A 19,408-nucleotide genomic window follows, 5' to 3' on the forward strand; every position below is an offset into this window, starting at 1 on the left:
TTTTCGACATTTCCAAAAGGCGTAGGTAATCTGTGCACGATTACCTACGCCTTTATTTGGAAGTTGAATTATCCTCTAAGCAATGTGCCATTGAACAGAGTCTTCAATGTTCGAATAAACAAAACGATCAGAACGATACTAAGCAATGCCAGAATGACCACGGCGATGGCGATTAACAGCCACGAATGCACGAAATCCGCATACTTCAAAGCAGCATTGCTAAGTGCAGCAATCGGAAAGCTTACCCCCCACCAAGAAGCGCCGTACGGTACAGACCTTTTAAAGACTTTAAAGAACAGGATGATGAATAAAAACAAGCCAAAGTAAAACAAGATAGATGCGAACGGATCAATTTTTTGCATGAAGTTCGTATAGCTAAGAAAACCTACCTCAAACGGTGCAATCATGATGAGTATGGAAGGTGTTAATCCAGCCGGCATAGGAGCATGATGGATCAATCTGAATACGATAATGATGAATAAAACTAGAGCAACAATTCCACCGATCGCTAAGCAGAACAGATTGACTTCATGCGCCCAAGCAAACGGCATCGTTCCTCCGGCGACGCCTACATCGAGTGTAGCAACCCCAGGAATAATCCATGCAGGAACCGCATTTACTGGTTCTTGATCCCCATTTAACAATCGTGAAACGAAAACAAAGCTAAGCAATAAAGTAGTTGCCGTACCAATGATCCAAATAATTTGGCCTAACTCTTGACTATAGGTACCTAGCACGGTAGAAAGCAATAGAATAGCAATCGTGATTGTACCGAAAAAGTTCCCTATGATAGGGTGCATAAATTCGTCTACAACTTTCTGAGGGTAGAGCACCCATTTTGAAATATAACCTATGCTTAACGCGATAAACATAAGAACCGCAACGATTCCAATAATATCAGCTATGACGAGAGAAGTACCAAATAGCTTGCTCGCTTGTCGCCAAGCCAAAGACAAACCCGAAACACCCATAACTGATGCGAATAAATTAACTGGCAAGAATTGCACTGAACCGATACTTCTTTGTTTCTGTACGGCAGCTATAGTCTCCATAAAAGCTTCACTACTTTCTCTTTATATTTTATTATCAAAGTAACCACACATTTAAGAAGGTTAGTGAAGTACATTGTTCAGAATCACCCTTACCAATAAGCATTCAAATTAAAGAACACCTAACTTTTGCACCCTCCTCCAAGGGCTTTATTATCTTAACCTTGCTCCGAAAGGTGGTCAATATCGTTGTTTCTATTATTACTATAGATAAGACTTATTATTAAATTTCTTAAATATAGATATAATAGGAATATGGAAACTATATCGATTATGAAAGTATTGTCCAACGAGACCCGGTTTAAAATTCTAGAGTGGCTTAAAAATTCAGAGGAGCATTTTGGACCTCAACATCCTCTTCCTAAGAATAGTGGTTTTGAAGGTGGTATTTGTGTTGGAGCGATTTCAGACAAGACGGGTCTGGCGCAGTCTGTCATTTCTGGCTATCTGGTCAAGATGCAAAAAGCCGGTTTGCTGGAGACTAAACGTTACGGTCAATGGACATATTATCGGAGAGATGAAAGTAATATTGCTCGGTTTAAAGACAGAGTTCGAGATGAGCTTTAAGTTTGTTTTCAAGTTAAATATTTATAGAAATCTATATATGTATAAAAAATCCCCCTTAAGTAAAGTAGTGTGCTTTCTTAGCACCGTTTACTTAAAGGGGATAATTGAATAATAAGCAGTTTTATTTAGATTTTAACTCAGTTTCGACCAAATAGAATTTAGACGACTTTCGTAATCATCTCGAAATTCCTTCCTCAGCTTCCCACCTTGCGACCTCTTCCCGAACTCGCGGTGCGACTTCCTTACCCAATAATTCAATGGATTTCATAACATCCTCATGTGGCATGGTGCCGGCAGGTAAATGTAGGAAGAATCGTGAGAAGCCTAATTTTTTTTGCATATAAATAATTTTATTGGCCACCGTTTCGGGATCGCCTACGTAGAATGCGCCTTCTGGGCTGCATGAGGCATCGAATTGAGAACGGCTATATTGTCCCCAACCACGCTCTTTACTCATTGAATTAAACACTGCCTGAGTGGGAGGGAAATACTTTTCGGCCGCTATCGAGTTACTCTCCGCAACGAAACCAAGTGAATGTACAGCTATCGGTAATTTCGATGCATCATGTCCTGCACGAGTAGCAGCATTCTTATAGAGCGGCACGAGCGGAGCAAATTGCAAAGGGCTCCCGCCAATGATCGCCAAAACAAGAGGCAGTCCCAGTTCCCCTGCTCGTATTACCGATTGCGTATTCCCCCCACTACCAAGCCACACGGGTATAGGGTTCTGAACTGGACGCGGATACACCCCCAGATTTGTAAGGGCAGGTCTATGCTTTCCTTTCCAGGATATCTTCTCCGAGTCCCTTAATTTTAATAGTAGTTCCAATTTTTCGGCGTAAAGCTCATCATAGTCTTTTAAATCATAACCAAACAATGGGAACGCATCGACCATCGAGCCTCGACCCGCGATAATCTCCGCACGTCCATTTGAAATACCATCGAGTGTGGCAAACTGCTGAAACAAACGTACTGGATCAACAGCAGATAGCACGGTAACTGAACTGGTTAAGCGTATCCTTTTGGTCATGGCCGCCGCTGCCGCCAGCACAACGACAGTAGCGGAATCTCCAAATTCCTTACGATGGTGCTCGCCTACCCCAAATATGTCCAACCCAACTTGATCGGCAAGGACAATTTCTTCAACTACCTGGCGCAACCGCTCTGCATGACTTATCGTCTTGCCCGTTTTAACATCCGGAGTTGTTTCTACAAAAGAATCTACACCTATTTCCAATTTCAAATCCCCCTAAGTATAAAATTATTATTAATTTATAGCTTTACCAAGCGGTCGCGCCGCCGTCGACTGCGTAGTTAGCGCCTGTGATGTAAGACGCCCGGTCAGAAGCGATGAATACCGCGAGCTCCACGAGTTCCTCTGGTTGACCGAAGCGCTTGAGAAGTGTCTTGCTAGTTACCGCGTCCCGAGCAGCCTGGTTGTCACCGAGGTCGCGGTCGCTGGCCGGGGTCAGGAAAGGCCCGGGACTGATTGCCACAGCACGGATCCCATGGCGCGCGCCTTCAAGCGCGAATTGCCGCGTCATAGCGATGACGCCAGCTTTCGCTGCGGAGTGCGCGACCATCGGGGGGTTCTCTCCGGCAATCATGCCTGCCATGGACGCGACGTTGATGATTACCCCGCCACCGCGCTGGACCAAGTGTGGCCATGCAAACTTCGACACAAAGAAAGGAATATCGAGTTCACCGGCTATTGTGAACCGCCAGTCATCAATTGAGAAATCAGGCATCGGACCGAAGCGTTGAATGGCCGCGTTGTTGTATACTACGTCAAGCCCTCCGTAGGCTGTCGCGGCATCCTCAACCATCTTCCGCACCTGTTCGGGGTCAGTGAGATTGATCGGAGCAATGCCAGTCATCTCACCGCCGGATTGACGTACGAGTTCAACCGTCTCGTTATTGGCATCAACATTGATGTCACACCCGACGACCTTTGCACCTTCTCGCGCAAAGGTCAGTGCTGCGACACGGCCTAGACCTCCTCCGGTGCCTGTGATCAAAACAATTTTATTATCAAGTATTCCCATAGTTTCCTCCTGGTTTGTGATTTATACTACTATTATTTATCCTAACTTTATTTAATATAATGTTATTACTTTAATCTGTCAACATTAAAAAAATTCATTTGTATCTACTCCTGGTCATCCCTTACCTTCTCATGAATTATTTTATTATTCTAAGAACATAATAAAATAATAGGCCACATTTGGGAGGGTTAAATTGTCAAATTTATCATACTACATTTGGCTGGCTCTCTTCGGTGTAGGAATTTTCTCCTATACGGTGTATAAGAAGAAACAATTTACTGATTTGTTTTTATTCTTTTTAGCTGCTTCCGTCTTCTCTTGGATAGGTGAATATTTTGTACTCTATTTATTTGATGCCTACATATATAAACCCAGTGTTTTTACTGACCCTTTCGCCGAAAGTACTTTAGGGCATCTTATAACAAACACGTTTTTTTGGGGTTCAACAGCAGTTCTAGTTGGTGCATTCTCCTTACGATATCATTGGTTTTTCTTGATATCCGCTGTTTACATGTCATTTGATATTTTGTTTATCAAGGTTGGAGCCTATGAACACCATTGGTGGAGAACTAATATGACTGGCATTACAGTAATTATCTTTCTAATAATTATTAAAAAATGGTTTTTAAAATTGAAAGAACACAGGTATGAATTTCTGCGAAATATAACGTTGCTTTTGGTTGCATTTTTTTTCATAGCGATTGACACATACATTCTCTTGCTTCTCGGAAAACAGCATTATAGAGTGGATTGGTATGAAAATATGTACCGCGATAGTACTGTGTTTTCTTTTCTTTATCACGCTGGTATTGCTCTCGTCTTTATATTTTTTGTTTGTATTCTCAAAAAGTGGTATTGGAAAATATCTCCAATCCTTTTCTTTTTGTTGAGTGATAGTTTACTTCTAAATATGAAAATTTTGATTTTCCAAGATGGGTGGAGCTTTTTTTACTTAACACTCACTCGTATTTTAGCTTTAGCGATTTTTGTTCTCTTAGAAAAAAACACCTTAAAACAGGAGTTCCAGAACTAACCTGTTTAATCCCTCTTTGTGCACCAGTACGATTCTCCGTATCACTTTAACGGCGAAAATAAAATGCACCTGATTTCAGGTGCCCTAGGCTGTTGAAAAAGTCATTTTAAAGAGACTATGAATGACTTCTGTCCCATATAAGTATTCTTCATGGAATTTCTCCCTCTAATAAATGGATTCCAGTTTAGTTTTATATTTTACATGGAATTTATCCTGCTAGTTCAGCTGAAAAGCCTTGAAACACGCAAAATGCGCTTTTTTACAAGTACCTTTTCCAGTTATTTTCTCGAAATGGTCATTTAATACAATATTAGCGGGAGTTTTTCCAGGTGTATTTTTTGGCCTAGTACGGTGCACAAAGCGACTGATTGTAGAATTTCTCAACAGCTTGGGCACCTGATTTCAGGTGTCCTTCTTTAAGTATCATTAAGCATAGCCTCCAACTATGGTTCGTCCGTGTCCAGCTAAAACAACTTGCTCCGATTCGTTATCCAAAATACGGGTTAAACTTTCCGTATAATATTGCAACTTAATTTCATGCACTGGCGTTTTATCTAAGCCATGACCAGGTAATCAAAGGTTGCCACCTTGTGTCCTGCGTTTTCCATAAGCGGGACAATTTTATTCCAGCACCAAGCTCCGTGCCATGATCCATGAACAAGAACGAGAGTACTCATCAATAATCTCTCCTTGTCAAATTCACTATTTACAAAATTGATTATTCCACGACCATTGGAGGTCCAATAATTACTGTGTCATTGTCAGCGGCGATTTGAACAATTTCCTCGAGAGAATGACGACTGATTTCAGGGAAGAAATCCTCGATTCCACCCGGCGTGAAGATGAACAACATCCTCCCCGTATTAGGACCTACGTTAGCCCACGTATGCGGTGTGCCACGAGGAACCAAGACACTAGTTCCAGGAGTGGCATCAAATTCCTCGTCGCCAACTTGGAAACGGAAAGTACCCTCCAGAACTTAAAATGTTTCTTCGCGTTCGTTATGGATATGCTTCGGCGGTCCCATCAGAGACGGTACACGCGCTTCAACGATAGATATTGCTCCACCAACTTGATTGCTATGAAGGCGCACGGTCATTTGCTCACCTGGCATTGTGTCGAACCATACGAGATCCTTAGCGTAGTTAACAACTGGTTTACTCATGTTGTCATTCTCCTTAAATCTCATGTTGTATTTTTTTCGAAACACCGTTCTTGCCTGCAGCCTGATTCATTATTCTTTCCTTCTGCGTTACTTTACGGGATGTCCATACTGCGAGATATACTTTCCAACATCTTCCAGAGTCAAAGCAGTGCGACCTGCGACGGTTATGGCGCATCCTTCGGCAGCCAGCGCAATTGCAGCAGCCCGAGCGATACCGGTACCTCCACCAGTGATGAGAGCAGTCCTTCCAGCGAACTGTTGTGTGGTTGGCTGTGACATGATATTTCCTCTTTAATTTATTAGACGATTTACTTAAATCGTCTATATGTATATAATAGACAAATAGACACATAGTGTCAATTAGTATAAAAAGGAAATATTGACGATAAATAAAACCCTATTGTTGCGATGGCGTTAGAGGTGTTCTTCAAGTACGGTTACAAGTGGGTATCTTCATCTATCTCATAAAGAAGAGATAAAAAAATTGAAAGCACGTTATTTGCGCTCTGTGGATGAGAAAAATTGGTCTGGATTAGCACCGCTTTTTACGGCTGACGAGAAGCTTAAACCGGATGGACATGCGTTTAAAGACGGGGAAGAAATGAGCACGGTGATTGAGAACCTTGATGGAGCAGCCCCTTCCATTCACCACGGGCATTTGCCGGAGATTGATCGAATCGATGAAAAGCCATTATCTCCAATGTCAATCTTTTCGACGGGCTACATGGAGAACAGCACCCCAGTGGCGGCGAACCGACTTTTCTGGACGACTATTGAGGCGAACTCGGATTTCGTTAAAGAGTTTGTCGCGTTTCCATTCCTCCATAAGTATGTGCCCTGAGAAGGTTCCGAGGAGTTTAATGTACTCGTCAACTTGATAAATGCACTCCCAATCAAAATGTCGTATGTGAACAACCTCAAACAGGCCACTTTTCTCAATCTCATCTTTTTGCTCGTGAAGTTCCCCCGGGCGCAGCCAATCGTTGTTCTCTACCGATTTACCTTCGCAGATCTCATAGTAAACGGTTTGAATTTCACGGAAGAATGGGTCACCACCGTCTGGAAAAACGTGATCTGCGTTCCAAAATGCCAGGTGTCCGCCGGGACGAAGGACCTGCCATGCCTTAATGTACCGAACTTCAGGATCAATCCATTTCCAAGCGGTTGCAGCAAATACCAGATCAAACCCATTCTCTGCCTCTGGTTGCCAGTCTTCGAAGCTCCCGTTGATTATGTCAACGTCCATTCCGACAAGGTTTTGACGGGCAATTGTAGCGAGCTCAGCTCCAAGTTCTACGCACGTGATTTTTAATCCGCGCTTGGCTAACGGGAGAGTAGCCTTTCCTGTAGCACAACCCACTTCCAGTAAACGATCATCTGGATTCAAATTTGTCGTATGGATTAAATCATCGAACATTTTTTCCGGGTAATCCGGGCGTGCCTGCTGATAAATATTCGCGACTTGTTCAAATAACTCACGTAATTTTATATTATCATTCTTCGAATTCATAATACCTCCTTACACTCAACCTTATTTTGGATAACGTTGGGTTTTCCGATATAAAGTGATTCTGCGTTATAATTTGGGTATCCTGCCAGTTAGTTAAATCAAAAAAGAAGACTGCCTCTATAAAAATGCAGTCCTCATTATTTATTATCCTTTTCATTTCCGTGCTTAAAGTTGCCTGTCGCCTTAGCCATGATTAATTGGGCTTCCTTAGGACTGGCAAGCTGGATCTTGCTGATGAACTTGTCGCTCAACTTACCAGAGAGGATCGTTATTCTTTTACCTTTCCAGTAAATAAACACTTTCAGATCTTTAGTAACTTCGTAAGTAAAGACTTCTTCATCCAATTTGTTTCGTTTATCTATGTTGGCCAAAATCTCACCTCTCTTCCCACCCCGCAGATGATTCCAGAGTGTTGCTCGATATCACTCGACTTTGCATATTCTTATTATAATGGATAAGGATTTTCTTTGTATCTATGTATTTAGTAACTATATTAGTTGAAGAAATTATTTTTTTAAAGTCTCGCTTTACTTAAGCTGGGAGGTTTTAATCTATATTTCTTTTTTCATACACTAGCTTGTCCCGTTAATGGAGAGAAGAGCTGCCAAGCGGCAGCCCTTCTCGTAGGATGTTACCGGAATACGTAACTTGAAAAAAGATTGAAATTGTATGTCATGATGCCAGATATGCTACCCATGTGCCTGCATCCACTTTTCGAACAAACTCTTTAAAACTAATTCCGTAACGATTTCCAATGTCAAAATGATTGAAATAGCTTTCAAGTTTATCCAAACGTTTAATCTCCGGATCAATGATTGTAATGTACAATTCAACATTCCTCCTTCGCTTTAATATACATATTGTATCATAAAACTTAAATACGATACAATATGTATATAAGTTGAAGGTGCGAGATATATCCTTCTAATCTGCTAGAATTGTCTTAAAAACGTTCTGCTGACAATATGCCTTCCCATGATATGAGCGGTTAATTCGAACAATCGTTACTCGTAATGAACATAGGGGTTCGTTTATCTGCGGCGTAGACGCTTGTTTTCTATGGCAGGATTCATCAAGAAGGTATTGTCTGCTACGTTGAGATCTGTACCTGGAGGAACGATTTCGTCAATCCAATCAAGGATATCCTCGTTTAGTACCGCGTCCGCACCAGCCAAAAGATCCTCGAGCTGCTCTGGTTTCCGTGGGCCAATAAGGACGGACGTTATAGCCGGATGTGACAGGACAAACGCGATTGCCAGGTGTGCTAATGGCATTTCCGTCTCTGCGGCAAGTTGAGTGAGCTGCTGGACAGCCGCCAATTTCACTTGATTTCCCGGTATCGAGAGGTCGAATGCACGTGTTTGCAGCGATGCGCGGTTGCCTGTAGTAGGATCCACCTTTCCTGACAACCAACCGCTACTCAGAGGCCCGTAGGATAGAACACCCATTCCATAGCGTTGCGTCGAGGGGAGCACAGCCGATTCGTTCGTTCTATTGAGGATTGAGTACCTCGGCTGCTCCGTGAGGAAGCGGTGATGTCCGTGCTTATCTGCGGCCCATTGTGCTTCGACGATCTGCTCTGCCGGAAAAGTGGAGGAACCAATAGCACGAACCTTGCCTGAACGAATTAGATCGGAGAGGGCTGAGAGTGTCTCACCTATGTCCGTATTCGGATCAGGACGATGCATTTGGTAGAGGTCAATGTAGTCGGTGCCGAGCCGCCGCAAACTATCCTCGACCGCGCGGATGATCCAACGCCGATTTCCCCCACTCTGGTTGGCATCCTGTCCCATCGGTAAGCCGAACTTCGTTGCAAGCACCACCTTATCGCGCTTTCCCTTAAGCGCCTTGCCGACAATCTCCTCGGACTCTCCCTTGGAGTATACGTCAGCTGTGTCAATAAAGTTGATACCGGCATCCATAGCCGTGTGGATCATGCGGACCGATTCGTCATGGTCGGTGTTACCCATTGCTCCGAACATCATCGTCCCAAGAGCGAACTCGCTAACCGATAGGCCGGTTGCCCCGAGAATTCTGTATTTCATATGTTTGTCCTCCTTTTTTGTGAACTTGGAATCTCTGTGGTTGAAGATTCCTCCTTCCTTTCAACTTGATTATGATTCAGTTGAGATGCAAGGAGATAGTCAATTGGTTGCAAATCATTGCCTAATCCTCTCGTTCCGTTTTGTCTACCTCTCAAAGAGCGTATAATAACGATAAGGAAATAAGGAGGGAAAGTCATGACGAATTCACCTACTCACCAAGATCCCCTGGTTCCATATCAAACAGAGTTGGCCCAGCTTATAGAAAATAATACGGACGGGGACGGGATTCACCCGACAGTGATTCCGGCACTTTCCATGATACGCAACTCGGTTACGACATTTCCTTCGTTTTCCGTTCATGAACCGACCATCTGCTTCGTCGCCCAAGGCACCAAAGTAGTCATACTGGGGGACGAAAGCTATACGTATGGTCCCTCCAGCTATTTGGTCGTGTCCTTGGTTTTACCTGTTTCCGCACAAATAATTCAGGCGACGCCAGACTCTCCCTATTTATGCGTCCAGCTCAAATTTGACCCGAAAGATGTCCTTGACTTGATGAACGGTATGGATCAGCCAGTCCCTGCCAAGGGAGATTCACAACGAGCTTTGTTTGTAGCCAAAGCGAGATTTCCCCTCTTGGATGCCGTTATCCGGCTGGTCCGGTTATTAGATAATCCGGAGGATGTACCGGTACTCTCACCGCTGATTATACGAGAAATTTTATATCGGCTCTTAAGCGGAGGACAGAGTAATGCGCTAATACAGATCGCCATGAGCGGAAGCAGCTCAAACCGGATTGCCAACGTCGTGCAGCGGATTAAGCAGAATTACACCATTCCATTGCGTATCGAAGAGCTCGCCTCGATCGCCAACATGGCGCCATCCACTCTGCATCGGCATTTCAAAGAAGTCACAGCAATGAGCCCGCTCCAATATCAGAAACAGTTACAGCTGCAGGAAGCACGTCGTATTTTATTGTCCGAATCTGCGGATGCTGCAGACGTCGCCTTTCAAGTCGGCTACGAAAGCCCCTCCCAATTCAGCCGCGAGTATGCCCGCCTGTTTGGTCTCCCCCCGATCAGCGATATCAATCGGCTGCGAAGGGAGTAGGTTACATTTGCGTATGAAATTCTGGGATGTTTTCCATACTTTCATCTATATGTTCATATACTCCAAAACCAGCAGTTACTTTAATATAATAAAAAGAACTGCTCTTCCAAGCAATTCCACTATACTAATTCGTTAGCACTCTAACTGTGTAATTATAGTTCTTTCTTACATTTTACAATTATAAAATTTATTGGAGGTTTATTTTTCATTTCCTTATTTGGTTCGTCAATTTCCGAAAACTCTACCAATCCATATTTTTCAAATTCTTGTTTTATGGATTCAGAATCATAAAAAAACATTTTTATGCCTTCCATTACCTCGAAATAGTCTTTATCTAATTGTTCACCCTTTCCAAACATGGGGGCTTTTTTTGAAACAGTCGTAAGTATCATGTATCCATTTGGCTTTAACTGATTGTAGCAATCTTTAATAAACTTCTCTCTCTCACGATTATTCAATAAATGAATAAGTGCATAGCAAAATATACCGTCATAAAGTTTGTTATCAAAAGGCATATCCGTTACTGAACCATGAAAAATTCGAATATCAATCCCGTTCTGTCTCGCCAAGTTAATCGCTGTTTTTGAAATTTCAATACCTGTTACTTTTATTCCATTGTCAATAAAAACCTTTGCATTTCTGCCATATCCAATACCTGGTACCAGTATGTCCTTTACATCCCTTTCGAGGAAAAAGTCCTTTGTCACGATTGCGGAGTCTGTAGGTTCAAATCCCCACATCGTTTGTTTTTCTATAAAACTTGCTTCCCAGAATTCCGTCATATCTCTATCTCCTTTATGTTTTATTTTAATTGGTATGCTATCTTGCAATCATATCATACGTGACTTAATGAATTTTTCCGTTATTTAAACTACTGTTCTGATTCAATCGTTTGCCATAACGAATCCTGTGACACACTAGGTAAGGTTCCAGTGCTTCTAATACACTTGTATAATGGCACTGTACCACATCAGTCGTAATTTTCTCCCCAAGTACAAAACATTCCGAGTTCCGTATCACCAAATCTATCACCTGCTCGTATGCTTCGGCTTTAGGGAAATACGGAATATTTAAAAAACCGCCCATAAGAGCGGTCAATTGAACTAGCTTCTGTAAGGAATCATGTCCTTCCTTCGATAAACCCCAAGCAATAATCCTACAACAGCATATTCGATCATCAAATGGCTGCCGCCATAACTGAGGAATGGGATAGGAAGATCGATTATCAACAATTTTCCGCTTGCCATAGCAAGCCCGTAAACAAGCTGGATCGCAAGCAGCATCGACAAAGCAAGAATTAAGGTTCTTCCGTATGGTTCTCGTACCGCTTTGAAAGAATACACTAACCGTGTGAGAAACCAAATCACGGTACTAAGTAGTACGAGTCCAGCCCCCCATCCGAAGCAGTTTATCAAGTAGATAACCAACATTTCTGATTGGAACGCAGGCAAATGATTTTCATAAGCTCCAAAGCCTTTTCCCCACCAATCGGAAGAACGGATACTAGCAGCACTCTGTATATACAAATATCCGGCACCAGAAGGATCATTCAATGGATTTATTGCTGCCATTAATCTATTCCAAAGAAAAGGAGTAGACCAAGCATAAACAATTCCGATTAAGAATAACCCCGCAGCAATTGACGAACTTAGTAGCCATTTACGGCTGAGCCAGCCAAATAGAATGAATGAAACCAGCAAATACATGGACAGAATCGGTATTGCAGGTACCATCATATAAATAATGCTGGGTACCACCAGAATTAAAAGTCCCCGCAGTACACCAATGCTTCAGTGAAGCCTCCAACTGCCCACTTTGCAGCGTTATAAGCGGTACCGCCTGCGGTAGCAAAACGACCGCCGACAGATGAGATTTGAATGATGTGACCGCTGCGTTGCTTCCGCATAATGGGCAGAGCCGCCCGTGTCAGATAAACGACTCCGTAAAAGTTGGTATCCATCAACTTCTTGTAGTCCTCGGCACTCGTCTCTTCAAATGGTCGAATATCTCCGTATCCGGCGTTGTTTACAAGAATATCAAGTTGTCCGAATGCGTCGATTGCTGCATTAACGGCTGACTTTGCCGCATTTTCGTCAGTCACATCCAGAGGAACAACACGAATTTGATCGCCATATATATTAACTAAATCGGCAAGCTGCTCAGGCTTTCGGGCTGTTGCGACAACACGATCGCCTTTAGTGAGCGCAGCCTCTGTGATATTCCGCCCCAAACCGTTGGCGCTGCCGGTAACTAACCATACTTTTGACATGTAATCATCTTCTAGATTAAAATCACTCCACAACAAACCTTATATCGTGGCTTGTTAACCTCATTTTAAATTGATTATAATAAGGATGATAGTTGGATTGTATTTATTTATTGCCTAAAACTATGATTTGCATATAAAAGATGACAATAACCATCGATATATCGAGGAAAGGAAAACTAAGATGATCTCCAATTCTGAAACACTCGAATCCGTGATGAGCCGTCTTTTGGACTTCATGTCACAGTTTTCATTCTTCCATGGAACATTTCAAACTAACATCCCCTTTCTTTCTTTGTTAAGAGAGGTTAAGCCATCTGTTGTGGAAAGCGGAATCCTTGATCCTTCCATATGTATTGTAATCCAGGGTAATAAAAAACTGATTATAGGCGAAAAATCGATTGAATATGGTGCAGGAAACTATATTTCTTCAAGCATTGACATGCCGATTAGCGGGCAGGTTTTGAAAGCTTCACTTGAAGCGCCTTATACGGCTATTAGGATTATATTTACTTCAGAAGAAATCGCATCCGTTGTATTAGAAGCTAATATTAAACCAAGACAAGAGAATCAACTAAGAGAAGGTGCATTTGTTGGGAACATAGGACTCGAGGTGCTTTTGGTGTTTGAAAGGCTCCTTCATCTCTCTTCTGATTCTCAAACAGCTGCCTTTCTCGCTCCAACAATGAAACGAGAGATTATCTATCGCCTCCTAATCGGAGAGGATGGAGGAGTGTTTTATAATAGCATGCTCTTACATCATGAAACTTCAGGAATCAGTAAAGCAATCCATCATGTTAAGGCCAATTTCGATCGCTCGATTACGGTGGATCAGATTGCCCGTATCGGCAACATGAGCACTTCTACTTTGCATCATAAATTCAAGGCAGTAACCACACTGACTCCCATACAATATCAAAAGCAGCTTAGACTTCAAGAAGCACGAAGAATCCTATTAGGCGGTGGAGTTGATGTGACCATAGCTGCCTTTCAGGTCGGCTATGAAAGCTTGACGCAATTTAACCGCGAATACAAACGGCTTTTTGGTCTGCCGCCCCTAAAAGATATCCAGACTATTCGAGCCAAAAAAACTTAAATATTAAAGTAAACAACTCAAGCTTGCATCAAGAACCCCTCTCGACAGAATCATTAAAACTAAACTATCCCGTTTTTAATGAATGGTTATTATGTTAAAAAACAAAAAAGGGCTTCCCTCTGTCATCTTTCAATGACTTTTGGGACAGCCCTTTTCCAGTTGATAGCTTTAGAAACTAGAGATGTTAATACGCTTAAGCTGCATCAATTAATGAATTTACCTGTACAGCACCATCGATTGTAAATACCAATAACTTAGTTTTTGTTCCATCCGCTGAAATAACTTTAAGACTATTATCTGTTGTAACAGCTGCCGTTAAAGCAGCCGCATTTCCACTGCCATCCACAACTGAGATGGTTTGAACACCATATAGGGATATTAACTCGTCTAGAACATTTCCAACCGTAGCTCCAGCTTTAATGTCTATAGCACGGTCTGAAACAGAGTTAATATGTGTGCTTGTAAAGGCAATAGCTACACCTGTGTCAGAGACGATATTTGGGAAAACATAGGATTGTGATAAATTTGCCTGTACGGAGCTGTCAAATTTGGTATTGCCATTTGCTTTAGGATAGACTTTTGCAGACTGTGTTTTATAAGATTTAATGAACGTTTTAACAGCTATATTTTTAAAATTATAACTTGAGGTACCTCTAACTTGGATAGCACTGCCAATTAACCCGCCTTGTAAAATGTTCAGGTTGCTTAAGTTAACATCTGTTCCATTATCAATTACAATAGCAAATCTATCATTTCTTAAAATATCTTCATATTGTATTGAACTGTCTTTGATAGTTATGTCGTCTACATATTTCAGAAGAATACCATATGCAGGGAACAAATTAGCATTTGCATAGGTTGATGTTCTATAGTTGCCTCCATTTTTAGCTTCAGCTATCACTTGTGCAGCATTTGATAAAACCGGCATGGAAGCCGTTTTAGCAGGGTTATAGGAAGCCATTAGCTTAAGGTTTTTAATTGTAATATTTCTAACTGGATATGTTTTTCCATCTACAATAGTTCCTACAGAGCCAACGTCAATTGTGCCTGCCGCACCAGTGCTTGGAAACCGTTTGTAGCCTTGAATAACAATTGGGAATGCTCCATCTCCACCAGCGTTCTTCGATAAAACAGCCCCATCCACCGTTACATCCGAAATAGAACCAGGCCTTCTTATTCCAAGAGGCAGTCTTGATGTTTGCAGGCTTCCATCTTCATCCAACCCGGCGCCTTCAAATCGCGGAGTTACACCAAAAGCAATTCCACCAGAGGTGTTTTCTAATTTTAAATCTGAAAAGGTTACGTTACTTATATTTGATCCGTCGTTCACCCATATGGCAACGCCCGTTTTGTTAGCATTGGTTGTTAGAGATAAATTTTTCACTTTAATATCTTTAATATCTCCAACTGTTTCTGAGCCTAATTGGAACACATTTCCGCCATCTATGTCACCGGCAACAATTTTTTCAATATCATTATTAGAAACGTGTCTAATAAAGCCTAAAGAAAAATCACTTCCTAATTTGGCTACATCATTACTGGACTTTAAAGTTGTAACATTGTAAGCAGAGGCGTTGTTGTCTTGCATAAAATTGAAGGTATCTCTTTGCCGATCGGAAGATGAGTTAGGCAATAGAATATTTTGAACTCTAATGTCATCACAGCCAGTAGTTAATATGGAGAACCAGCCACCTTGTTCAAAGGTCAGAATATTATCCTCATCTATTCCGCCGATAACTATATTTTTAGATAACTTCAACGAAATGGTTTTAGTTCCTCTACCAGGAACTGCAGGAGTACTATAGCCCGTGTATAAATTCATATTGCCATAAAATTTAGCGGAATTCCCCACAATCTTAATATTTTCTACACGAACGCCCCACATCAGCGCGTCTTCCCAATAGCCGTGACCGTCATCCTGCCCCAATGCGAAAGGATAATTTAAACTATTTTCTCTTGAGTCAATATTATCTAAAGCGATTAGTTGAGAGTTTTTGTCAAAATATAAATATACATTGCTTCTTAAATGTATGCTATTAGAGGCGAAATTCGAGTTTCCTTTGAAGTAAACCTTACCTCCGCCATTTTTGCTTGCTGCAGCAATAGCTGCATTAATAGAAACAGAATTATCTGTTCCGGTATATTTAATAATGTCATAAGTGCTGCTTATTACCGTTGCGTCAGCAACAGCTCCAAAATTCGTTACGTCGTATATACCTGAATAATAACTTACCATGTTTGAGCTTCCATCCGATGTTACAAGCTTAAAATAATAGTTTGTATCTGGTAAAAGGTTAGTAAGCTTGGCTTGTTGTGATTTTAAAACCTCTCCAGTATTAACCCAGGTTAAACCTTTATCCAAGCTTGCATAAACGGCAGCATGTTTATTTAATGAATCAGCTTCCAGAACAACAGTTGTTGGTTTAATATAAGAAACCTCATCCGCTTTTCTAACTAAATTTGTTACATTGGAGGTAACATTGAATTTTGAAGTTCCTGTTTCAGTATAATCCACTTCACGTGGTGTTCCTGAATAAGCCTTGCCGCTAAAGGTTGCACTGAAAGCTCCGCCTTTTCTGGGAATTGTTTTGTTTTTCAGAATAAGAATAACGTCAACACCATTGTAGGCGCTAAAATCTGTATTCTTGATAGAAACCGTTTTTCCACCATTGGTTATTTCCACTTTTGTTCGTAAATCTTCATTAGAGTTAATATCTCTAACCCAGTTTCTTCCTGAATGGTTATAATCTTTTGCCGCAGCTATAGCAGCATTATTTAATTGTACGGAACCGCGGCCAATTAAATCGAAAGTATCTTTAGATGAAGCTGTTATTCCATCCGGCAAATTAAAGGTTAACGTTCCGTATAAATATTTTCTTTCCGGAGTGGTTCTATTAATGGAATATTCCAAAGTTATATCTTGAGTTTGTCCAATTGTATATTGCTGCAGGTTTGCTTTTAAGGTTGATAGATGAATCGTAAATTTTTTGACCGTTCCATCTTCAGCAGCAACCGTTAATATATCATTATTAACTATTTCATCAGACAGGCTTTTTTCTGCTCCCGAGCTATCTGTAACCGAATAATTTTGAATATAATGGTCTGTTGAGTCAATTTCAGCAAGCAATTGTTCAACATTATAATGAGGCACCATGTAAATTGAGCTATTTGCATTGTCGATGCTTGATATGTGAATGGCGTTATTTAGCATTCTAAGATCCGTATTAGATGAATTTTCCGGTTTAAAGGCAATATTATCTAAAGAAATTTTAGAATTGCTAATTTTCAAAGTGTAAGATTTAGCCTTATCCACTTGAGGTAAATTTGTTATTGAATAGGCAATTCCATCTGTGCCTTCTAGTAAACTGATTTTAGCATTAGATAAATTTATATTACTCGCACCATCATTTATTGAGATATTATCTGGAACTCTACCACTTGAAATATTTAATTTTCCCTTTGCTGAAGCTGTCTTAAAAGAGAATGTGTCTGACGCTCTTACATTAGACGAAAATCCCAAAGAAGTTATATCCTTAGCTTTCCCCTTCTCTTCATTAAAACTATTAGAATCTGCCGAGCTATTAGAATCTGCCCATGCACCGTAAGCCAGACTAAACAACATGGTTAAAGTCATAAAAGTGGTTACAAGTACCTTAGCTTTATTTTTCATTATATTATCCTCCTATATTTTCCTTTTGTTTTTTACAAATCCTACCCAGCTTCCTCCTCTTATGATGTTTGATGTGCCTGCTCGTTGCTTTCAGTTTCAAATTATATCTATCATTTGTTTTGCGGCAGTCAATTCAGCGTGAACATATTGTAAATGAAATTGTCTTGCAAAATACCGATAGTTCGCTGGTCCCAAAGGTCCTTTAACCCGGGAAAGCCCATCGGATGTCCCCTTCCTATTAGCCTGATATGCAGCAATATGACCTTGCCAAACTTGCTTAATCTCATCTTGTATCATAAAAAAAATCCTCCCCGTGTTAAGGAGGAGGATCGTAACATAAGCAATATTCGGTTAATAGTTTTCAAATATTTGGGAATATTCCATGTAGATATCGACTCTAAAAATGGATTAATAGAATTAGATATTCTTAAAAATTGGGTAATCTCACACGTACAATTAAATCAGCTCTAATTTTATAAGAAGTCGCTGTATTATAACCGCTACCTCAGCCCTAGTCGTATTGTCCTTCGGTCCAAGCTCCGTGTCGTTTCTTCCAGATATTTCTCTAGACTGCATACAATATGCAATACGGCTTTGTGCCCAATTTGACAGCTCTGGCATCTTAAAATGAATAATTTAATTGTCTATTTTGCTATTTATTATTTCAGTGAACACATCTATTTTTGATATTTTATAATCCTTTAATCTCTCTTTATCTGGGGCTTGTTGAATAAGTTGGCCTGACGAATCAAATCTAAATCGCCCTTGATATACACCAAGTGGTGTATATGCTTCTCCTTCTATTTGTGGTCCAATAAATTTGCTTAACATGATAATATCATGCTCACCCTTCTCCAGGACAGGAATACCATTTAATTTAAATGTTGTTTTCGGCAATGCTTTACCTTCCTTATCAGTCGGATTATATTCCCCGCCTGTTTCAACTATCCGTATGGTATCTCCTTTTAATACGGAACCTTTCAAAGTAGATAATACAGTTACAGAAGAGATTGTAAAGGGAATATCCTTATAAGTAAAAGTTTCTTGGTTAAGAACATTAATTTCCACGATTTCTACGGCATTTGAAACCAACTCATCCAACGTCCCATATGATTTTACCAGTGAAACAGCCCCTCCTACATCCGGTGTTTTTTCACTTTTCCCACATGCACTAAGGAGACTAATGAGAAATAAACAGCATACAAGAATAATGAATTTAGATTTAATTTTCAACTGAGATCCTCCAATTATATTTAATACAAACTTAAGGCTTCAAATAGCCTTTTCAACCGCATCATTAACAATACCTTCAATATAATTCCACAGGAATTTGGAGCCGCTCTCAATTCTTCTATTTCTTGATAAAACTTTCTCTCTTGTAGCCCCCAACCTTTGCCATTGTAAACCATTGGTTTTATAGTTATGAAGGATTGGCATAAAACTATCCATAGCTTGCGCAAATTTTGCCTCTGCTGTTTCTCCATCCTCATATTCATTCCAGATGTCCATAAATTGATTTGCTTGGTCATGTGGTAATAATCCAAATATTCTATCTGCGGCTTTCTTTTCTTTTTCGACTTTATCCAGCAAGTTGGCATTACCATAAGCATATGTATCTCCAGCATCAATTTCAACGATGTCATGGAGCAAAATTATCTTAAGTACCTTTAACATATCTAAATTACTCTCATTGGCATATTCGGACAATACCATTGCACCTAAACCTTTCAATATCCATTTAGTTATCCTCCTATTATTATTTTAGTTTGTCTTATTTTAACATATAGAAATAAGTTTGTTACACGAATCTGCCCGTTACTTCTGCGACCATGATGGAAAAATTAAAAAAAAG

Annotated in this window: 22 protein-coding genes and 1 pseudogene; 5 read left to right on the forward strand and 18 right to left on the reverse strand. The window is 40.7% G+C overall.

Translation table 11 applies throughout. The features are described from left to right. Nucleotides 1–68 precede the first annotated feature (68 nt). The gene (locus EHS13_RS23565) at nt 69–1,052 is read right to left on the reverse strand and encodes an SLAC1 anion channel family protein (RefSeq protein ID WP_155702738.1); all 984 of its coding nucleotides are present in this window, start codon (nt 1,050–1,052) and stop codon (nt 69–71) included. A 252-nt stretch (nt 1,053–1,304) separates the two neighbouring features. Here EHS13_RS23565 and EHS13_RS23570 point away from each other — a divergent pair, with 252 nt between their 5' ends. Next, nucleotides 1,305–1,616 (forward strand): ArsR/SmtB family transcription factor, encoded by a 312-nt coding sequence (locus EHS13_RS23570; protein WP_155702739.1) that lies wholly within the window; start codon nt 1,305–1,307, stop codon nt 1,614–1,616. 175 nt (nt 1,617–1,791) lie between these two features. Here EHS13_RS23570 and EHS13_RS23575 read toward each other — a convergent pair whose 3' ends face one another. Further along, the gene (locus tag EHS13_RS23575; RefSeq protein ID WP_155702740.1) at nt 1,792–2,853 is read right to left on the reverse strand and encodes an LLM class flavin-dependent oxidoreductase; all 1,062 of its coding nucleotides are present in this window, start codon (nt 2,851–2,853) and stop codon (nt 1,792–1,794) included. A 43-nt stretch (nt 2,854–2,896) separates the two neighbouring features. Further along, nucleotides 2,897–3,661 (reverse strand): SDR family NAD(P)-dependent oxidoreductase, encoded by a 765-nt coding sequence (locus EHS13_RS23580; RefSeq protein ID WP_155702741.1) that lies wholly within the window; start codon nt 3,659–3,661, stop codon nt 2,897–2,899. A gap of 193 nt (nt 3,662–3,854) precedes the next feature. On the opposite strand from EHS13_RS23580, the gene EHS13_RS23585 reads away from it, so the two are divergent. Further along, nucleotides 3,855–4,694, forward strand: a complete 840-nt coding sequence (locus tag EHS13_RS23585) for a hypothetical protein (protein WP_155702742.1) — start codon at nt 3,855–3,857, stop codon at nt 4,692–4,694. A 554-nt stretch (nt 4,695–5,248) separates the two neighbouring features. On the opposite strand, the gene EHS13_RS37265 is transcribed toward EHS13_RS23585, so the two are convergent. From EHS13_RS37265 to EHS13_RS23600, 4 genes are all read right to left on the reverse strand, one after another. After that, nucleotides 5,249–5,371, reverse strand: coding sequence for a hypothetical protein (locus EHS13_RS37265; RefSeq protein ID WP_264373548.1), 123 nt, complete (start codon nt 5,369–5,371; stop codon nt 5,249–5,251). A 41-nt stretch (nt 5,372–5,412) separates the two neighbouring features. Beyond that, a complete protein-coding gene (locus tag EHS13_RS23590; RefSeq protein WP_155702743.1) occupies nt 5,413–5,670 on the reverse strand; it encodes a cupin domain-containing protein in 258 nt (85 codons plus the stop codon). A gap of 3 nt (nt 5,671–5,673) precedes the next feature. Then, a complete protein-coding gene (locus EHS13_RS23595) occupies nt 5,674–5,883 on the reverse strand; it encodes a cupin domain-containing protein (protein ID WP_155702744.1) in 210 nt (69 codons plus the stop codon). A 63-nt stretch (nt 5,884–5,946) separates the two neighbouring features. Continuing rightward, nucleotides 5,947–6,138 (reverse strand): SDR family NAD(P)-dependent oxidoreductase, encoded by a 192-nt coding sequence (locus EHS13_RS23600; RefSeq protein WP_155702745.1) that lies wholly within the window; start codon nt 6,136–6,138, stop codon nt 5,947–5,949. Nucleotides 6,139–6,328: 190 nt separating this feature from the next. On the opposite strand from EHS13_RS23600, the pseudogene EHS13_RS37590 reads away from it, so the two are divergent. Next, nucleotides 6,329–6,529 (forward strand): annotated as a pseudogene (locus EHS13_RS37590) (nuclear transport factor 2 family protein); the annotation flags it as partial. Nucleotides 6,530–6,562: 33 nt separating this feature from the next. On the opposite strand, the gene EHS13_RS23610 reads toward EHS13_RS37590, so the two are convergent. The 4 genes from EHS13_RS23610 to EHS13_RS23625 all read right to left on the reverse strand — a co-directional run bounded on the left by EHS13_RS23610 (nt 6,563) and on the right by EHS13_RS23625 (nt 9,414). After that, nucleotides 6,563–7,369, reverse strand: coding sequence for a class I SAM-dependent methyltransferase (locus EHS13_RS23610; protein WP_155702746.1), 807 nt, complete (start codon nt 7,367–7,369; stop codon nt 6,563–6,565). Between the two features lie 137 nt (nt 7,370–7,506). Then, nucleotides 7,507–7,740: a hypothetical protein gene (locus EHS13_RS23615; protein WP_155702747.1), complete on the reverse strand. Its 234-nt coding sequence runs from the start codon at nt 7,738–7,740 to the stop codon at nt 7,507–7,509. A gap of 301 nt (nt 7,741–8,041) precedes the next feature. Then, nucleotides 8,042–8,197 carry a hypothetical protein gene (locus EHS13_RS23620; RefSeq protein ID WP_155702748.1) on the reverse strand — a complete coding sequence of 52 codons (156 nt, stop codon included), beginning with the start codon at nt 8,195–8,197 and terminating at the stop codon, nt 8,042–8,044. A gap of 203 nt (nt 8,198–8,400) precedes the next feature. Then, complete coding sequence (locus EHS13_RS23625) at nt 8,401–9,414, reverse strand: aldo/keto reductase (protein WP_155702749.1); 1,014 nt, start codon at nt 9,412–9,414, stop codon at nt 8,401–8,403. Nucleotides 9,415–9,609: 195 nt separating this feature from the next. Here EHS13_RS23625 and EHS13_RS23630 point away from each other — a divergent pair, with 195 nt between their 5' ends. Beyond that, on the forward strand, nt 9,610–10,524 hold the full coding sequence (locus tag EHS13_RS23630) for an AraC family transcriptional regulator (RefSeq protein WP_155702750.1): 915 nt from the start codon (nt 9,610–9,612) through the stop codon (nt 10,522–10,524). Nucleotides 10,525–10,676: 152 nt separating this feature from the next. Here EHS13_RS23630 and EHS13_RS23635 read toward each other — a convergent pair whose 3' ends face one another. The 3 genes from EHS13_RS23635 to EHS13_RS23645 all read right to left on the reverse strand — a co-directional run bounded on the left by EHS13_RS23635 (nt 10,677) and on the right by EHS13_RS23645 (nt 12,793). Beyond that, nucleotides 10,677–11,306, reverse strand: a complete 630-nt coding sequence (locus EHS13_RS23635; RefSeq protein ID WP_155702751.1) for a class I SAM-dependent methyltransferase — start codon at nt 11,304–11,306, stop codon at nt 10,677–10,679. A gap of 321 nt (nt 11,307–11,627) precedes the next feature. Continuing rightward, nucleotides 11,628–12,281, reverse strand: a complete 654-nt coding sequence (locus tag EHS13_RS23640; RefSeq protein WP_162463222.1) for an FtsW/RodA/SpoVE family cell cycle protein — start codon at nt 12,279–12,281, stop codon at nt 11,628–11,630. A 5-nt stretch (nt 12,282–12,286) separates the two neighbouring features. Further along, complete coding sequence (locus EHS13_RS23645; RefSeq protein WP_155702753.1) at nt 12,287–12,793, reverse strand: SDR family NAD(P)-dependent oxidoreductase; 507 nt, start codon at nt 12,791–12,793, stop codon at nt 12,287–12,289. Nucleotides 12,794–12,974: 181 nt separating this feature from the next. Here EHS13_RS23645 and EHS13_RS23650 point away from each other — a divergent pair, with 181 nt between their 5' ends. Then, nucleotides 12,975–13,886: an AraC family transcriptional regulator gene (locus EHS13_RS23650; protein ID WP_155702754.1), complete on the forward strand. Its 912-nt coding sequence runs from the start codon at nt 12,975–12,977 to the stop codon at nt 13,884–13,886. 193 nt (nt 13,887–14,079) lie between these two features. Here EHS13_RS23650 and EHS13_RS23655 read toward each other — a convergent pair whose 3' ends face one another. From EHS13_RS23655 to EHS13_RS23670, 4 genes are all read right to left on the reverse strand, one after another. Further along, nucleotides 14,080–17,556 carry a hypothetical protein gene (locus EHS13_RS23655; RefSeq protein ID WP_155702755.1) on the reverse strand — a complete coding sequence of 1,159 codons (3,477 nt, stop codon included), beginning with the start codon at nt 17,554–17,556 and terminating at the stop codon, nt 14,080–14,082. A 96-nt stretch (nt 17,557–17,652) separates the two neighbouring features. Further along, the gene (locus tag EHS13_RS23660) at nt 17,653–17,853 is read right to left on the reverse strand and encodes a hypothetical protein (protein WP_155702756.1); all 201 of its coding nucleotides are present in this window, start codon (nt 17,851–17,853) and stop codon (nt 17,653–17,655) included. Between the two features lie 339 nt (nt 17,854–18,192). Next, the gene (locus EHS13_RS23665; protein ID WP_155702757.1) at nt 18,193–18,789 is read right to left on the reverse strand and encodes a hypothetical protein; all 597 of its coding nucleotides are present in this window, start codon (nt 18,787–18,789) and stop codon (nt 18,193–18,195) included. A gap of 39 nt (nt 18,790–18,828) precedes the next feature. Next, nucleotides 18,829–19,287, reverse strand: a complete 459-nt coding sequence (locus tag EHS13_RS23670; protein WP_227013496.1) for an HD domain-containing protein — start codon at nt 19,285–19,287, stop codon at nt 18,829–18,831. Between the last annotated feature and the right edge of the window lie 121 nt (nt 19,288–19,408).

It is taken from the genome of Paenibacillus psychroresistens, from assembly GCF_009728935.1.
GTDB lineage: Bacteria > Bacillota > Bacilli > Paenibacillales > NBRC-103111 > Paenibacillus_AC > Paenibacillus_AC psychroresistens.

Bases quoted from the DNA above. Each gene is read 5' to 3' on its own strand.
- EHS13_RS23635 (WP_155702751.1), bottom strand. From the start codon at position 11,306: ATGACGGAATTCTGGGAAGCAAGTTTTATAGAAAAACAAACGATGTGG.
- EHS13_RS23580 (WP_155702741.1), bottom strand. From the start codon at position 3,661: ATGGGAATACTTGATAATAAAATTGTTTTGATCACAGGCACCGGAGGA.
- EHS13_RS23600 (WP_155702745.1), bottom strand. From the start codon at position 6,138: ATGTCACAGCCAACCACACAACAGTTCGCTGGAAGGACTGCTCTCATC.
- EHS13_RS23565 (WP_155702738.1), bottom strand. From the start codon at position 1,052: ATGGAGACTATAGCTGCCGTACAGAAACAAAGAAGTATCGGTTCAGTG.
- EHS13_RS23610 (WP_155702746.1), bottom strand. From the start codon at position 7,369: ATGAATTCGAAGAATGATAATATAAAATTACGTGAGTTATTTGAACAA.
- EHS13_RS23630 (WP_155702750.1), top strand. From the start codon at position 9,610: ATGACGAATTCACCTACTCACCAAGATCCCCTGGTTCCATATCAAACA.
- EHS13_RS23650 (WP_155702754.1), top strand. From the start codon at position 12,975: ATGATCTCCAATTCTGAAACACTCGAATCCGTGATGAGCCGTCTTTTG.
- EHS13_RS23625 (WP_155702749.1), bottom strand. From the start codon at position 9,414: ATGAAATACAGAATTCTCGGGGCAACCGGCCTATCGGTTAGCGAGTTC.
- EHS13_RS37265 (WP_264373548.1), bottom strand. From the start codon at position 5,371: ATGAGTACTCTCGTTCTTGTTCATGGATCATGGCACGGAGCTTGGTGC.
- EHS13_RS23595 (WP_155702744.1), bottom strand. From the start codon at position 5,883: ATGAGATTTAAGGAGAATGACAACATGAGTAAACCAGTTGTTAACTAC.
- EHS13_RS23645 (WP_155702753.1), bottom strand. From the start codon at position 12,793: ATGTCAAAAGTATGGTTAGTTACCGGCAGCGCCAACGGTTTGGGGCGG.
- EHS13_RS23570 (WP_155702739.1), top strand. From the start codon at position 1,305: ATGGAAACTATATCGATTATGAAAGTATTGTCCAACGAGACCCGGTTT.
- EHS13_RS23660 (WP_155702756.1), bottom strand. From the start codon at position 17,853: ATGATACAAGATGAGATTAAGCAAGTTTGGCAAGGTCATATTGCTGCA.
- EHS13_RS23655 (WP_155702755.1), bottom strand. From the start codon at position 17,556: ATGAAAAATAAAGCTAAGGTACTTGTAACCACTTTTATGACTTTAACC.